At 65.0% G+C, this 14,835-nt stretch carries 18 protein-coding genes and 1 tRNA gene; 6 read left to right on the top strand and 13 right to left on the bottom strand.

Annotated elements, in window-relative coordinates; all coding sequences use genetic code 11:
- Positions 1-55 precede the first annotated feature (55 nt).
- Genes HHL13_RS05645 through HHL13_RS05635 form a run of 3 tightly spaced genes read left to right on the top strand, consistent with a single transcriptional unit; the run spans position 56 to position 2,143 of the window.
- Positions 56-397, top strand: coding sequence for a hypothetical protein (locus HHL13_RS05645; protein WP_169554744.1), 342 nt, complete (start codon positions 56-58; stop codon positions 395-397).
- A gap of 22 nt (positions 398-419) precedes the next feature.
- Complete coding sequence (locus HHL13_RS05640; protein ID WP_169554743.1) at positions 420-1,073, top strand: YdcF family protein; 654 nt, start codon at positions 420-422, stop codon at positions 1,071-1,073.
- 17 nt (positions 1,074-1,090) lie between these two features.
- Positions 1,091-2,143: an MBL fold metallo-hydrolase gene (locus HHL13_RS05635; protein ID WP_169554742.1), complete on the top strand. Its 1,053-nt coding sequence runs from the start codon at positions 1,091-1,093 to the stop codon at positions 2,141-2,143.
- Positions 2,144-2,147: 4 nt separating this feature from the next.
- On the opposite strand, the gene mazG is transcribed toward HHL13_RS05635, so the two are convergent.
- From mazG to HHL13_RS05575, 12 genes are all read right to left on the bottom strand, one after another.
- On the bottom strand, positions 2,148-2,912 hold the full coding sequence (gene mazG / locus HHL13_RS05630) for a nucleoside triphosphate pyrophosphohydrolase (protein ID WP_169554741.1): 765 nt from the start codon (positions 2,910-2,912) through the stop codon (positions 2,148-2,150).
- Positions 2,913-2,993: 81 nt separating this feature from the next.
- On the bottom strand, positions 2,994-3,662 hold the full coding sequence (locus tag HHL13_RS05625; RefSeq protein WP_169554740.1) for a TIGR02281 family clan AA aspartic protease: 669 nt from the start codon (positions 3,660-3,662) through the stop codon (positions 2,994-2,996).
- A gap of 47 nt (positions 3,663-3,709) precedes the next feature.
- Positions 3,710-3,982, bottom strand: coding sequence for a hypothetical protein (locus HHL13_RS05620; RefSeq protein WP_169554739.1), 273 nt, complete (start codon positions 3,980-3,982; stop codon positions 3,710-3,712).
- The gene (locus HHL13_RS05615) at positions 3,979-4,746 is read right to left on the bottom strand and encodes an MBL fold metallo-hydrolase (protein ID WP_169554738.1); all 768 of its coding nucleotides are present in this window, start codon (positions 4,744-4,746) and stop codon (positions 3,979-3,981) included. Before HHL13_RS05615 ends, HHL13_RS05620 begins: the two co-directional genes overlap by 4 nt.
- A gap of 112 nt (positions 4,747-4,858) precedes the next feature.
- A complete protein-coding gene (locus tag HHL13_RS05610) occupies positions 4,859-5,638 on the bottom strand; it encodes a TatD family hydrolase (RefSeq protein ID WP_169554737.1) in 780 nt (259 codons plus the stop codon).
- Positions 5,635-7,143, bottom strand: a complete 1,509-nt coding sequence (gene metG, locus HHL13_RS05605) for a methionine--tRNA ligase (protein ID WP_169554736.1) — start codon at positions 7,141-7,143, stop codon at positions 5,635-5,637. The genes HHL13_RS05610 and metG overlap by 4 nt, the downstream gene beginning before the upstream one ends.
- Before the next feature lie 40 nt (positions 7,144-7,183).
- Positions 7,184-7,507: a hypothetical protein gene (locus HHL13_RS05600; protein WP_169554735.1), complete on the bottom strand. Its 324-nt coding sequence runs from the start codon at positions 7,505-7,507 to the stop codon at positions 7,184-7,186.
- A gap of 89 nt (positions 7,508-7,596) precedes the next feature.
- The gene (locus HHL13_RS05595; protein WP_169554734.1) at positions 7,597-7,926 is read right to left on the bottom strand and encodes a cystatin domain-containing protein; all 330 of its coding nucleotides are present in this window, start codon (positions 7,924-7,926) and stop codon (positions 7,597-7,599) included.
- A gap of 79 nt (positions 7,927-8,005) precedes the next feature.
- A complete protein-coding gene (locus tag HHL13_RS05590; RefSeq protein ID WP_169554733.1) occupies positions 8,006-8,998 on the bottom strand; it encodes an AAA family ATPase in 993 nt (330 codons plus the stop codon).
- A 7-nt stretch (positions 8,999-9,005) separates the two neighbouring features.
- Positions 9,006-10,175, bottom strand: coding sequence for a D-alanyl-D-alanine carboxypeptidase family protein (locus HHL13_RS05585; protein ID WP_169554732.1), 1,170 nt, complete (start codon positions 10,173-10,175; stop codon positions 9,006-9,008).
- A 51-nt stretch (positions 10,176-10,226) separates the two neighbouring features.
- The gene (locus HHL13_RS05580) at positions 10,227-11,300 is read right to left on the bottom strand and encodes an SPOR domain-containing protein (RefSeq protein WP_169554731.1); all 1,074 of its coding nucleotides are present in this window, start codon (positions 11,298-11,300) and stop codon (positions 10,227-10,229) included.
- Positions 11,284-12,303: a lytic murein transglycosylase gene (locus HHL13_RS05575; protein WP_240953631.1), complete on the bottom strand. Its 1,020-nt coding sequence runs from the start codon at positions 12,301-12,303 to the stop codon at positions 11,284-11,286. The genes HHL13_RS05580 and HHL13_RS05575 overlap by 17 nt, the downstream gene beginning before the upstream one ends.
- 180 nt (positions 12,304-12,483) lie before the next feature.
- Here HHL13_RS05575 and HHL13_RS05570 point away from each other — a divergent pair.
- Positions 12,484-12,573: transfer RNA gene (locus tag HHL13_RS05570), tRNA-Ser, on the top strand.
- A 207-nt stretch (positions 12,574-12,780) separates the two neighbouring features.
- On the opposite strand, the gene HHL13_RS05565 is transcribed toward HHL13_RS05570, so the two are convergent.
- Positions 12,781-13,176, bottom strand: a complete 396-nt coding sequence (locus HHL13_RS05565) for a MerR family transcriptional regulator (RefSeq protein WP_169554729.1) — start codon at positions 13,174-13,176, stop codon at positions 12,781-12,783.
- A gap of 72 nt (positions 13,177-13,248) precedes the next feature.
- Here HHL13_RS05565 and HHL13_RS05560 point away from each other — a divergent pair, with 72 nt between their 5' ends.
- Together HHL13_RS05560 and HHL13_RS05555 are read left to right on the top strand one after the other, a co-directional pair.
- Positions 13,249-14,232 carry an aldo/keto reductase gene (locus tag HHL13_RS05560; protein ID WP_169554728.1) on the top strand — a complete coding sequence of 328 codons (984 nt, stop codon included), beginning with the start codon at positions 13,249-13,251 and terminating at the stop codon, positions 14,230-14,232.
- Between the two features lie 67 nt (positions 14,233-14,299).
- On the top strand, positions 14,300-14,794 hold the full coding sequence (locus tag HHL13_RS05555; RefSeq protein ID WP_169554727.1) for a GFA family protein: 495 nt from the start codon (positions 14,300-14,302) through the stop codon (positions 14,792-14,794).
- Positions 14,795-14,835: the final 41 nt, after the last annotated feature.

Below are 14,835 nucleotides of genomic sequence, written 5' to 3'. Positions count from 1 at the left end.
CAAAAGCGATAGAGGCAGGCGGGCATTTGGCCGCATCGATCGAAGGTTGCCGCTCATGATCGCGAGTATCGGAATCTATCTCCTCATTTTCTTCGTTCCGTTGCTGTTGCATCTGGACTGGCGGATGGACCGTTCGCGCGGGCGGTCCGGCAAACGGAGACCCAGGCGGCCGAAGGGGCTCTCCAACGCTCAGGCACCCAAGGCCAGGAAATCGCCCTTCCGCATCCGTAACTGGCAGATCGTGCCGCTGGCTGTCGGTGCGCTGCTGGTCTCGGCGGCGATCGCGCACGATCATGGTGCGCCGGAGCCGCTTGCCGTCACGCTGTTCGTACTGGCGCTGATCCTGTTCGCGGTAGATGTCGTGTTGATGATCATGCGAACGCTGCGCGCGCTGTAGCGATGTCTGGAGGGGGCAAAGCATGAGCGGGCTGGACAGCGTAACCGATGAGGATTGGCTGGGCAGTTGGCTGATGCGCGAGGCATGGCGGCTGTTGCGCTGGCCGCTGCGGTTGCTGGGCGCGCTTTCGATCCTGTTGGCCGGCTGGCTGCTCTGGCTCGTCGTCGCGATCCAGATCGATGGCGGCCGGCATTCGACGCGCAATGCCGATGTCGCGATCGTACTGGGCGCGGGGGTTACACGCGGCGAACCATCGGCGGCGTTCGATGCGCGCATCCGCCACGCCGTGGATCTGTACAAGGCGGGAAGGGTGCATCGCCTGCTGATGACGGGAACGGCTTTTGGCAGGGAACCTGCGGAGGCGCTGGCCGGGCGGGACCGGGCGATTGCACTGGGGGTGCCGCCACAGGCAATCCTGATCGAAACGCAATCCTGGACGACTTCGATGAACTTCAGCGAGGCGCGCAAGGTGATGCAGGCCAATGGCGCGAAGACCGCCCTGGTGGTGACCGAACCGCTGCACATGATGCGGTCGCTGCGAATGGCCCGCGATCTGGGGATGGATGTGGCGGGTGAACCCACGCCCGCGACCTTTTATCAGGATTGGGGTAGCTGGTACCGTTTCCTGCGCAGCGAGATCCTGCTTTACCATCGCTATCTTGCATACGGTTATTGATATTGGAGGATAAGCCAATGTTCTTCCAGCAGATATCGGATAGCGGATGCCAATCGTACATCGTCGGATGCGAGACGAGCTGCACCGCCGCGATCATCGATCCGGCGCTGGGGCAGGCGGACCGGTATCTGGGGATCGCCAGCCGCGAAGGGCTGAGGGTGCGCTACATCATCGAAACGCATACCCATGCCGATCATTTCTCGGCCGCACAGCAACTGCGCGACGCGCTGGGCGCGCAGATCGTGATGCACCGGAACAGCCCGGCGCCTTATGTCGACATGCATGTCGAGGATGGGCATCTGATCGCACTGGGCGAGCTGCGCTTTCGTATCGTGCATACGCCCGGCCACACGCGGGATTCGATGAGCGTACAGGTCGGGGACCGGGTGTTCACCGGCGATACGCTGCTGATCGGCGGGACTGGCAGGACCGACCTGCCCAGCGGCGATCCGGATCAGCTGTACGACAGCCTGTTCGGCAAGCTGCTGAAGCTGGAGCCCGGGACGCTGGTGTTTCCCGCGCATGATTACAAAGGGCAGGGGCATTCGACCATCGGTGCAGAGATTGCCGGCAATCCGCGGTTGCAGAAGCGCGATCGGGCCGAGTTCGTCGCGATGATGCAGGGCCTCAACCTTTCGACCCCGACGCATCTGACCGAGGCGCTGCGCACCAACATGACCGGCGGGAAGACGGTGCGGCAATTGCTGGCGGAGGCGGCTGCGGGAACGCCGTTCCTGTCGCTCGACGAACTGGCGGAACGCCTCGAGCAGCGGCGCAACGACTTCGTGATCCTCGACGTGCGCGAGCGCGATGCCTATGCGCGCGGCCATGTGCCCGGCGCACGGCATCTGGCGCGCGGTCAGCTCGAGATGAAGGTCGACGAGACGTTTCCCGATCCGACGATCGAGATCCTGACGGTGTGCGAGGTGGGAAAAATCTCGACGCTGGCGGCGGCGACGCTCCGCGCGCTTGGCTTCCGCCGCGCGGTCGCGCTGGATGGCGGCATGACGTCGTGGCGCGCGGCAGGCTATCCGGTGGACGAGGGGGAGGAGCCGGCTTTGCTGATCTGAGCCCTCAACCGCGCTTTACGACTTGCCAGAGCGCTTCCTTGGCATCCAGATCGAGATCCAGGAAAGCGTCGCCGGCGCTGGCTTCCATCGCCTTGAAGCGGCGTTCGAACTTGCCGTTGGCGGCGCGCAGCGCGGCTTCCGCGTCGACGCCCTGCTTGCGAGCCCAGTTGACCACCGCAAACAGCAGATCGCCGATTTCCTCCTCGCGATGCTCGGGCGTCTCGGCGGTTTCGACTTCGGCGATTTCCTCGTCGATCTTGGCGCGGGCGCCGGACGGATCGGGCCAGTCGAAGCCGGTGCGGGCAGCGCGCTTCTGGAGCTTTTCGGCGCGGAGCAGGGCGGGAAGACCGAGGGCGACGCCGTCCAGCGCACTTTCCGCGCCCTTGCTAACCCGTTCTTCGGCCTTGATTTGTTCCCATAGATGATGGCCGCCATCGGCGACGTCACCGAATATGTGCGGATGGCGGCGCTCCATCTTGTCGCTGATCGACGTTATGACGTCAGCGAGGGCGAAGTGGCCGGCTTCCTCGGCCATGCGGCTGTGGAAGACGACCTGGAGAAGCAGGTCGCCAAGCTCGTCCTTGAGGTCCGCCATGTCGTTGCGCTGGCAGGCGTCGGCGACCTCATAGGCTTCTTCGATCGTATAGGGTGCGATGGTGGCGAAGGTCTGGACGGTGTCCCATTCGCAGCCGGTCTCCGGATCGCGCAGGCGCGCCATGATCTGAACGAGACGTTCAATAGCGTCCGGGGCGATGTTGGTGAAAGTCATGCGGAGGGGGCTTTCCGGAGTTGATCCGTTGGAACGATAATATACATTATGTTAAATTAAAATGGTGTTCCGGGAGAGGCCTCACGGTTCGCGCTGGTCCCTCTTGCCCGGCATATCGGCCTTTTCCGCGCTGTTGCTTCCGCGGATGTTGTCATTGCCGCCGCGTGCCGGCTCGAGCACCAGCATCTTGCCCTCGACGCGCCAGGAATCCAGGCGCGACAGGAAGTTCATCCCCAGCACGTCGAACTCGCCAAAGCTCCGCGCGACGACGACTTCGAGATCGCCGGTCCGCAGCGGCCCGACCTCGACCAGCCTGGCGCGTGTGCTGCGCGCCGAAACCGATCCGTTGGCGGTCTCGATGACCACGGGCAAGCCACGGCCGATGTCGATGCCGGCTTCGCGCGCGGTGCTTTCGGACAAGGCGGTGATCGTCGCGCCGCTATCGACCAGCATCCGGCGCTCGACCCCGTTGATCGTCACGCGCGCCCAGAAATGGCCGTCGCGGCTCATCGGAATGCGCACGGTGTCGCCTTCGACCTTCTGATCATAGCCGAGCCGTTCCGACACGCGTGCCAGCAGCGATCCGAGTTCCTGCTGATGCGTGAACACGATGAACGCGACCAGGCCGATCGCGGCCCAGCTGACCAGGCTCTGGATCAGGCCGCGCACCGTGAAGCCACCCGCGAGCAGCCGCGCGGCGATCAGCAGCGCGACGGCAGCGACGATCAAGGCAAGCAGTTGATTATTCATGAGATATCCATGCCCTGCCCCTCATGAACAAATGCCGAACGCGCGGATCAGGCCCTTCCCTGCGCGCCGGAAATCCCGGCGATCCGGCTATTGTCGGTCGGCTGCACTTCCAGCGGCGCATCGTCGGGCACGATCCCGATCGCGCGGCCGATGGCGTGGCGATTGTCGACGATCACGAAGGCGATCAGGAAGATGCCGGCCCAGAGCAGCAGCAGCCGCAACGACTTGCCCAGCGACAGCCGCGTTCCCCACAGCCCGCTGGCAACCAGCACAAGCGCCGCCAGCAGATAGATGACCCGCGCGCCTTCATATTCGCTCATGCCGCGATCTCCAGTCCGTCATGCCCCGGCTCGACGCCGGGCGGCAATTCGGCGGACAAGGTAGCGAAGTCCATCGACTGGTCCATATGCACCAGCACCGCGCGACGCGGTTTCAGTTCGGCGATCCATTCGAGCGTGGCGCCCAGATGCGGGTGCGTCGGGTGCGGCGCATGGCGCAGGGCGTCGACTACCCACAGATCGAGATCGCGGAAATTATCGCGCATCTCGTTCGTCATTTCATTGAAGTCAGTGGAATATCCGATTGATTTCCCATCACTTTCAAAGCGGAGTCCGGCGGAGGTAATGCCCCCGTGCGGCTGATCCGCGACGCTGATCGCGATGTCGCCGATGCGGCAGCAATCGTGGAGCAGATCGCCTTCGATCGTCGGCCGATAGCCGGCGCGGCCGTAAAAGGCATAGGCGAAGCGGCTCTGGAGCTGTTCGAGCGTGAAGGGCCGCGCGAGACCGCGGACGGGATCGCCGCCGCGCAGGTGCATCAGCTGGCGCAGATCGTCGATGCCGTGACAATGATCGGCGTGATCATGGGTCCAGATCACTGCGTCGAGATCGCTGACGTTCGCGGCGAGGAGCTGTTCGCGCATGTCGGGGCTCGTATCGACGAGGATCTTCGTCGTGGCGGTGGATATGAGAACCGAGGCGCGGGTGCGGCGGTTGCGCGGGTCGCTGGGATCGCAATCACCCCAGTCGTTGCCGATCCTCGGGACGCCTGACGACGTGCCTGAGCCCAGGATGCGGACTTTCACGCCCCTGCCCTGAAGTCGTCATCCCCGCGAACGCCGGGATCCAGAGTCTCAGGCGACACGGCCTCCGATTCTGGATCCCGGCGTTCGCTGGGATGACGAAGGGAGAAACGCGTCACGCCGCGGTTTTGGCGAAAAGGCGGTGGAAGTTGAGCCGCGTCGCATCGGCCAGCGCGTCCTCGTCCTCGCCGCGCAGCTTCGCGAGGAAGCGGCAGGTGTCGGCGACGAAGGCGGGTTCGCCGGTCTTGCCGCGATGGGGGACCGGGGCGAGGAAGGGGGCGTCGGTTTCGATCAGGAGCCGGTCGAGCGGCAGGCGCGCGGCGGTTTCCTGAAGCTCCTTGGCGTTCTTGAAGGTCACGATGCCGGAAATCGAGATGTAGAGGCCGAGTTCCAGCGCGATGTCGGCGAAGGCGCCGCTGGCGGTGAAACAATGGATGACGCCGGGAAAGGCCCCCTTCCCCATCTCCACGCGGAGCATCTGCGCCGTGTCTTCTTCGGCATCGCGGGTATGGATGACGATCGGCAGCTGGGTTTCGCGGCTGGCGGCGATGTGCGAGCGGAAGCTGTGCCGCTGACGGTCGCGGTCGCTATGATCGTAATAATAATCGAGGCCGGTTTCGCCGATGCCGACGATGCGGGGATGTTGGGCGCGAGCGACCAGTTTCGCAGTGTCAACATCGGGGTGTTCATCCGCCTCGTGCGGATGGATGCCTACCGTGGCCCACACATCCGGCTCGCGCTCGGCCGCGGCGAGGACATCGTCCCATTCGGATTCGCGCGTGGCGATGTTGAGCATCGCTTCGACGCCAGTTTCCCGAGCACGCGCAATGACTTGCGCCTGTTCTTCGACAAGCCCTTTGTAGTTCAGATGGCAGTGGCTGTCGGCTAGTCTCACGCTTCCTCGCTCTGCTGAAGCTCCAGTCGCGGGAAGATAGGGGTCGGGGCGGTGATGTTGAAGGTGCCGCTGGCCTCGTCATAGCCGAGTTGGGCGATCAATCGTTCCGCCGAAGTTGGCACGACCGGCTGAATCGTCACCGCGAGACGATGAATTGCCTTCAGCAACGTGCCGAGCACGGCATGCATCCGCTCCAGATCGGTCTTGCGCAGCGCCCACGGGGCCTGGGTGTCGATAAAGGCGTTGCAGGCGAAGACGCCCGCCATCCAGCTCTCGATGCCCTGGCTGAGCGCGAGATCCTCGAACGCCTTGGCGAAGCCCGTGCAGGCAGCGTCAACTTCGGAGAGAAGTTCCGCGTCGGCAGGTTCGCCCCTGCCCGGCTCGACCTTGCCGTCGAGATTCTTGGCGATGAAGGCGCAGACGCGTTGCGCCAGATTGCCGAAGCTGTTCGACAGATCGGCATTGGCGCGCGTGACGATGGCTTCGTCGCTGAACGTGCCGTCATTGCCGAAGCTGACGTCGCGCAGCAGGAAATAGCGCAGCGCATCGACGCCATAGAGTTCGGCCAGCCGCATCGGATCGACGACATTGCCGACCGACTTCGACATCTTTTCCCCGCGATTGAGCAGGAAGCCGTGGCCGAACACCTGCTTCGGCAGCGGCAGTTTCGCCGACATCAGGAAGGCGGGCCAATAGACCGTGTGGAAGCGGACGATGTCCTTGCCGATCAGATGCAGGTCCGCCGGCCAATATTTGTCGAACATCGCCTGATCGTCAGGGTAACCGACGCCGGTGATGTAGTTGGTCAGCGCATCGACCCAGACATACATGACGTGACCGGGCGATCCGGGCACCGGCACGCCCCAATCGAAGCTGGTACGGCTGACCGACAGATCGGTGAGGCCGCCTTCGACGAAGCGCAGGATCTCGTTGCGGCGCGATTCCGGGCGGATGAAGTCGGGCTGGCTTTCGAACAGATCGAGCAAAGGCTGCTGATATTTGGACAGGCGGAAGAACCAGGTCTCCTCGGCGGTCCATTCGACCGGCGTGCCCTGGGGCGACAGCTTTTCGCCGCTCTCGCCTTCGACCAGTTCCTTTTCCTCGTAGAACGCTTCGTCGCGGACCGAATACCAGCCTTCGTAGCGATCGAGATAGAGGTCGTCATTGGCCTCCATCGCCTTCCAGATCGCCTGGCTGGCGGCATAATGCTCGGGCTCGACGGTGCGGATGAAACGATCGCACGAAATATCGAGTTTATCCGCCATCTCATGGAAATAGCCGGACATTTCGTCGGCAAGCGCGCGGACTTCGACGCCGCGATCGCGCGCGGTCTTGACCATTTTCAGGCCATGCTCGTCGGTGCCGGTCTGGAAGCGCACGTCGCGCCCCTGCTGACGCTGGAACCGCGCGATCGCGTCGGCCGCGATCATCTCGTACGCGTGACCGATATGGGGGCGACCATTCGGGTAGTGAATGGCGGTGGTGATGTAATAGGGCCGGGACATGAGGGGGCTTTAGGCGAATGCGCCCCCGTGGTGAAGGCCCTCAGCCCAACAGTTTGCTCACCAGCGCATAAGGGGTCTCGCCCGCGGGAACGCCGGTCTTGCGCTCGTGCAGCTGCTTCACCGCCGCGGCGACTTCGCGGTCGATCGCTTCGCGCTTTTCCGGCGGCAGACGGCTGTAATCGGCTTCGCTGATGTCGTGCTTTTTGAGCACGGCTTCGCGGACCCGCTCTTCCGGGGTCTGGGCGGCGGCCTTTTTGAACGATTCGAGGATCTGCTCGAACGCGGCGGCGGCGTTCGCCTTGGCCGAAGGGCCGGTGCGGAGCGGACTATGGCCGGCGCCGGCGCCGGAAATGCCGATGGTCATGACGGTTCCCCTGTTCGGAGAGGGTCTAGACCGGCGGGACTGAATTCATGGTTAAAGGCCCTCCCCCCGAGGGAGAGGGCCGGAGGCGATCAGTGTGCGTGGACTTCCTCGCTGTGGGTCAGTTCATAGCTGCGGTCGAGCTTGGCCCAGACCTGGACCTTCCACTTGTGACCGTCCTTTAGGACGAGGGTGAAGCGATAGTTCATGCCGGCAACGACCTGCTTTTCGACATCCTCTACGCGATCGAGCTGGTCAGCCGGGATCTTGAGCTCGCCGAGCGCGAATTCCGCTGCCTTGGTCACTTCCGGCGTCGCTTCGGTTGCGCTGAAACCGCCGACGACCGGCGCGGGCGCGTCCTGCGCCTGAGCGGCGGTAGCGAACATGAGCGTGGCGGCAACGCTGGCGAGAACAAGACGCATATCGTTTCAACTCCTTGTGAGACGTTCCGTTTGAGGGGCGTAACGAGCTTTGTCGATATGCAAGATGAACGGATTGCGCCTAGCGCGTGCTGAGCTTTGCGATCAGGCCGCCCATTTCGAACACAGTGGCGGTGGCATCGAGCGACAGGCCGAGTGCGGCCCCCGCGAGATCGCGGGCGCCGGCATAGGCGTCGAGCGCGGCGCGAAGCGGTTCGCCATTCATCGTGCGGGCCTGTTCGGCGATGAAGCTGGGCGCGCGCTCGATGAACGCTTCGTAGCGCGGTTGCGCCGCCTTGACGCCGAGCAGCCGCGCCAGGCGGGTGCGAATGGCGTTCGACGGGTCGCCGGTCTCTGCGATGCTGGCCATATCGGCTTCGAGTGCTGCGATATCGAGCCCGGCAAAGCCGAGCGCGCGGCCGGGCGAACCCTCCCCTGCCCGCACCAGCGCGTCGATCTCGCTGGCGCTGGCTTCGGGCAACTCGCGGCGCAGCACGGTGGCGACATCGTGCGACGCGAGCGGCTCGAACCGCAGCAGGCGGCAGCGCGAGCGGATCGTGGGGAGCAGGCGGCCGGGCGCGTGGCTGACGAGGAGGAAGATCGTCCCTTGGGGGGGCTCCTCCAGCACCTTGAGCAGCGCGTTGGCGGCGCCGGGGCGTTCGACTTCGTCGATCGAGTCGATCAGCACGACGCGGCGCTCGGACAGCGAAGGCTTGGTCGCGAAGCTGGCGATCAGGCTGCGGACCTGCGCGATCGGGATCGAGCGGGCAAGGCCCGCCTCGGGCTTGTCCGCATCCTTGGGCAGGCGGATCAGCTCACGATAATCGGGATGCGAATGCGCTTCGAACAGGTGCGAAGTCTGGCTGGTGAGCGGGACGTCCCAGCCAGGCTGGAGGCGCTGGGATTCGGCGGGCTCGGCGGCTTCCGCGAGCATCCGCCGGGCCGCCTTGCGCGCGAACCTGGCCTTGCCCACGCCCTCCGGCCCGGCGAGCAGCCAGGCGTGATGGAGCGATCCCGACGCCATCGCGGCGGCGAGCTGGGACTGGGCCGTTTCGTTGCCGATCAGGTCGGTCATGCCCCTATCAGAGGCCGAAAATGCCCCAGAAGCCGAGCCAGGCGCGGCGGAAGAAGCCCGCTTCGCCGACATCGGCTTCGGCGACCAGCGGCAGGGTCTGCGCGCCATTGCCGTCGGGGGTGGTGATGACGAGGTCGGCGATATGGTCGCCTGCCTTGATCGGGGCCTTGATCGGGCCGGTATAGACGATCTTGCCCTGCATCGTCGGCGTGGTGCCGGCGGGTACCGCAATGGCGAGATCGCGCGGCGCGACGAGGCCGACGCTGCCCGAACCGCCGCCCTGCACGTCCGCTTCGCCAACATGCTTGCCCTTCGACACGACCTTGTGCGGGGTCCAGGCGCGGAAGCCCCAGTTCATGAACTTGACCGATTCATCGGCGCGGCCGTTGTACGAGCTGAGCCCGGCGAGAACCATGACGAGGCGGCGGCCATTCTGGTCGGCGGAGCCGGTGAAGCCATAGCCGGCTTCGTCGGTGTGGCCGGTCTTGAGACCGTCGGCGCCCGCGACGCGGCCGAGCAGCGGGTCGCGATTGTCCTGCTTGATCACCTTCCCGTCGCTGAGCGTGCGGGTGTAGTTATGCTGGCTGTAGAACTGCTTGTAGAGCGCGGGATGCTCCTCGATCGTCGCCTGCGCCAGCTTGGCGAGATCGCGCGCGGTGACGAAGGTGCGGCCTTCGTCGGGCCAGCCGTTCGAAGTGCCGAAATTGCTATTGGCGAGGCCGAGCTTCTTCGCCTGCTGGTTCATCAGCGCGGTGAAGGCTTCCTCGGTGCCCGAGATGCCCTCGGCCAGCACGACGCAGGCGTCGTTACCGGACAGTGTGACGATGCCGTAGAGCAGCTCCTGCACGCTGATCTGCTCGCCGGTTTCGAGGAACATGGTCGAGCCCGCCTGCGGTCCGTGCCACTTGCGCCACGTTTCGGGCTGGACGGTGAACTTCGTGTCGAGCTTCAGCTTGCCCTGCTTGATCAGGTCGAACGCGACATAGACGGTCATCATCTTCGCCATCGAAGCGGGCGGGATGCGCCGATCGGCTTCCTTGGCGAACAAAGTCGCGCCCGAGGACAGATCGACCATGAAGGCGATCGGCGCCGGCGTATCGAACACCGGTCCTGCCGCCTGAAGCGGCATCGCGATCGAAAGGGCGACGAGGGACGCGGCGGCGAAGAGCTTCTTCATGGGGTCTCGGAATCCAGCGATAGATGGGTTTCCGGACCTTCTAGGCGGTGATCAGTTCTGCGTGAAGACCCGTGCGTCGCCGAAACCGCGCGATGCGGCCGATGCGCGGGCGCGATCGGCTTCCGCCGGGCTTGCGAACGGCCCGAGCTGAACGCGGAACAGGCCGCCGCCGGGCTTTACGAACCCGCCTAGGCTGCGTGCGAGATTGCTGGCGTTGGCGCCGTTCGAAAGCGCCGCGACCTGCACATAATAGCGGCCGCTTGCTGCGGGACGCGGGGTCGCCGGGGCCGGGCGGCCATAGGAAGGCGCGGGCGCAGGCGTCGCGACGCGCGGAGCCGCATAGGCCGGGAGCTGCTTGCGCAGCGCGTTGAGCAGCACCGGGGGCGTATCCGGGCGCGGGCTGGCCGGCTGGCCGCTGTTGAGCGCGGTCTGATCCGGCCCGGTCGGCGTCGATTTGCGGACGCGGACGGGGATCGATTCGCCGCTCGCGCCAAGATAGCGGGCGGCCGCGGGCGAGAGATCGATCAGCGTATTTCCGTCGCCACCCGTGCCGGTGACAAGGGCTATGATCGTCTTGCCGCTATCCAGCGACGTGATCTCGACGAAGCTGCCCGCAGGCAGATCGGGGCTGATCGCGACGACCGCGCCGGCGGTGCTGTCGCCACCCTGCACGCCGCGAACGCCGGCATAGCCGACCTTGTCATAACGTGATTCGCCGCGGCCGCTGGACGAAGCCGGGCCGGTCGCGTTGGCGGTCGGATCCTGCCACGCATCCTGTTGCGGCTGGGGCGCGGGGGTGTTTTCAGGCGCCGGACGGCGCTGCGGCGCGGGCTGGCGAACCGGTTGACGCTGGGCGGCCTGTTCGCCCGGGCGGCCATAGCTGGCACCCGGCGCGTCGTAACCTGCATCGGGGCGCTCGTATCCGCCCGGCTGCGCTTGTGCGGAATAGGGATCGACGGGTGCCGGAGCCGGCTCCGCATAGGGATCCTGCGGCTGCTGATAGGCGGTGCCGTAATTCTGCGGCGCGCGCTCGGCGGCGGGCAGCGTTTCGGGACCATAGCCAAACCCTCCGCCACAGGCAGAGAGCAGGAAAAGAACAGCAAGGATGCTAGCGTTCGACCTCATCGGCGAGGAGGCCTACCGACAAAGCGTAAAAATTTGAGCAATTATAATCGAGGATCACGCGATAATTGCCGGTGAGCAGATAGGCGGTCTTGCCGGGACCGTCCGGCTCGAGCAGCGTCGCCTGCATCTTCTCGTTCGGCCATGCGCGGGTTTGCGGCACGATGCCCAGCGCGCGCCATTCGGCCATCGTCTTCCACTGGCTGTGGCGCTCATGGACGCGAGGGCAGCGCGGGGACGTGGTCCGCGCCTTGATCGCATTGCGGTTCAGATCAGCGGGCACGCTGACCGCGAACCCCCAGGGCTGGCCCGGACGCCATCCGGCATCGACGAAATAATTGGCGATCGAGGTCAGCGTATCGGCTTCGCTGGTCCAGATATCGGCGAGGCCATCGCCATCGCCATCGCGCGCGAGGCGGATATAGACCGAGGGCAGGAATTGCGGCCCGCCAAAGGCCCCTGCCCAGCTGCCGATCAGCTTTTCGCGCGGCACGCCACGGTCGATCATCTTGAGCGTGGCGATGAACTCGCCCGAGAACAAATCGCGGCGGCGGCCTTCATAGGCGAGGCTCGCCAGCGCGCGGGGCAGATCGAAATTGCCCATGATCCGCCCGTAATTGGTCTCGTGACCCCAGATCGCGACCATGATCGATTCGGGCACGCCGGTCTCGCGCTCGATCCGCTCAAGCCGGGGACGCTGGCGCTGATAGGCGGCGCGGCCGCGATCGATACGCGAGGCGTCGACATGCTGACGGCGGTACGGTTCGAACGCCGGGATCGGGGCATTGGGCCGCGTTTCGGGCTGTTGCCGGTCGAGCTCGACCACGCGCGCGTTGAAGGTGAGCGTGGGGATGACGAGATCGATCGTGCGACGGCTGACGCCCGCAGCCTCGGCCTGACGCGCCAGCTGCGGCAGATAGGCCTGGAACCCCGCTTCGCTGAGCGGCGCGGACTGCTGCTGTGCCTGTCCGGAGGAGACGCCGACCGTCGCCACCGTTACTGCCAACAGGATTGCTCCCACCCTACGCATCGCCGCACCCGTAACTCGCATGGCGGCATAGTGACACAGCGATTCCCCGGGTTGAACCCCCTCCCCGCGCAATTCACCAACAATTCTGCCCGCTTGCGCGCACTGCGACAGGCGGCTTGCGCAAAGGCCGCTCGCCGGGCTAGCGGGAACCCGCGCGGAGAGGTGGCCGAGTGGTTTAAGGCAGCGGTCTTGAAAACCGCCGTGGGTGGAAGCTCACCGTGGGTTCGAATCCCACCCTCTCCGCCAAACCCTCATACGCCGCCGTTGTCCGCCATTTTCCACTCAGTGGCCGCCGCCCTTACGCTTGGCTCACGCGCCGCGGGGTTCGTTGACAGCTTGTGGAACTTTCCTTTCGTTCCCGCTCTTAAAGGCAAATGCCAGCTTTCGGCGCAAGCAGACGTTCAGGCAATTCTTGCCGCTGATCAGTGAAGCCCCCAGATCGCCGCCAGCCAGTCAGCAGATGTAGTCCTGCCAATTCGGGGCGTCATCGGGCTGCCCAGCTTCCACCCAGGCGAGCTTCCTGCCGAGAAAGTCGATAGCGGATTCGAGCTCGATGCGCCGCTCGTTGAGTTTCGCCATCTGCGCCCGCAGGATTGCGGCAGTCTGTTCGGGTGAGTGCGCGCGCGCGCGGTATTGGGCGCCCAGTGCCGCTATTTCGCGCAGCGAGTAGCCCAACGCCTGCTGCAGCCGGATCATCCGCGCCGCCGTGACGTCCTGCGGGCCGAAGACCTGATAGGGATTCGCCCCGCCCTTGCCGCTACGCTCCGGACTCAGCAGCCCCTTGCGGATGTAGAAACGGATGGTGTCGAGCGGCAGGCCGGTCGCTCTGGAGAATTGAGAAATAAGCATCGTGGAAGGCTCTTGACCATGGACTAAGCTCCACGGTTATAGGCCGGGCCTGTCAGAAAATGGAGATACAAAATGACCGGTCCTTCTTCTCCGCTACCGCAGGTTCCGCTCGGCGCGGGCGGCCCCCTCGTCGGGATCCAGGGCCTCGGCTGCATGGGTATGAGCGAATTCTACGGTGAAACCGACGAGGTCGAATCGCGCGCCACGCTGGAGCGGGCGCTGGAGCTGGGCGTCAGCCTGTTCGATACCGCCGACATGTACGGCATGGGCGCAAATGAGGCTTTCCTGGCCCCGTTCGTGCGCGCGAACCGGGACCGCGTCGTGATAGCGACCAAGTTCGGCTATGCCCGATCGGCCGAGCATCCCGACGACTGGAGCCTCGACAACCGGCCCGAATTCATCCGCGCGGCGGCCGAGCGCTCGCTCCGGCGGCTCGGCGTCGACACGATCGACCTCTACTATATGCACCGGCGTGACCCCGCAGTCCCGCTGGAGGACAGCATCGGAGCGATGGCCGACCTCGTGGCGGCAGGCAAAGTCCGCTGGCTCGGGCTCTGCGCGATGAGCGCGGACGACTTGCGCGCGGCCCACGCCCTGCACCCGATCGCGGCGCTGCAATCGGAATGGTCGATATTCACGCGCGAAATCGAACGCGAAATACTTCCGGTGGCGGCCCAGCTGGGGGTGACGGTGGTGCCTTATTCACCACTCGGCCGCGGGATGCTGACCGGGCGGGCCTTTAGCGCGGCATTAGGGACGGACGATGCACGCCAGAATTTCCCTCGGTTCTCGGCGGAAAACCTGGCCGCCAATACCCGGCTCGTCGATCGGATTGAGGCGATCGCCGCCGACATGGGCGTCACTCCGGCGCAGCTCGCGCTGGCCTGGCTCTATGCGCGGGCAGCCGAATTGGGCATCGCCTGTGTGCCCATTCCGGGCACTCGCAAGCGCGCGCGTCTTGATGAAAACCTGGCTGCGGCTCTGCTGCGCCCGAGTGCGGACGCCATGCAGGCGCTCGAACCGCTCGCCGCGGCTGTTCAGGGGATTGCCGTCTGACAGGACAAACATCGCGGTAAGCGGACCGCTCATCGCCTGCCGCCCACACATCAAAAAAGGAATGCCCATGCCGATCACGGGAGGGTGCCGCTGTGGCACGATCCGTTATGACATCGCTCTCGATGCACTGCCGTCCGTCTATGCCTGTCATTGCCTGGACTGCCAGACATGGAGCGGCAGCGCCTTCGCGCTCCATGCGATGTTGCCTGACGACCTACTTGCGCTCGATCGGGATGCCCACTGTTTCCGGATCGACGAGGTTGAGCAGATGCCGTCCGAGCATCTCGGCTGCGCCCGCTGTATGACGCGCATCGCCAACCGCAATAGCGCGGTGCCTGGCATGATTATCCTGCGCGCAGGGACAATGGACCGTAGCGATGAAATTATACCCGTCGCACACATCTGGACTCGTCGAGCGCAGCCTTGGGTGACCTTGCCCGAGGGTGTGCCAGCCTTTGGAGAAACGCCAACTCCCGAGCAATTTCAGACTGTCCTTTCGAAATCAGGGGCGGCGGCTATCAAACGAGGTAGCACCAGCCTGGCTGCCGCCAGTGTTATCTAACGCAACCTCCTCGGCGTTACCCTTATCGTAGCATTTTCCAC

Source organism: Sphingomonas sp. G-3-2-10 (assembly GCF_012927115.1).
Lineage (GTDB): Bacteria > Pseudomonadota > Alphaproteobacteria > Sphingomonadales > Sphingomonadaceae > Sphingomonas.
The sequence above is the reverse complement of the archived record's forward strand: the minus strand, read 5'-3'. Positions and strand labels throughout refer to the sequence as shown.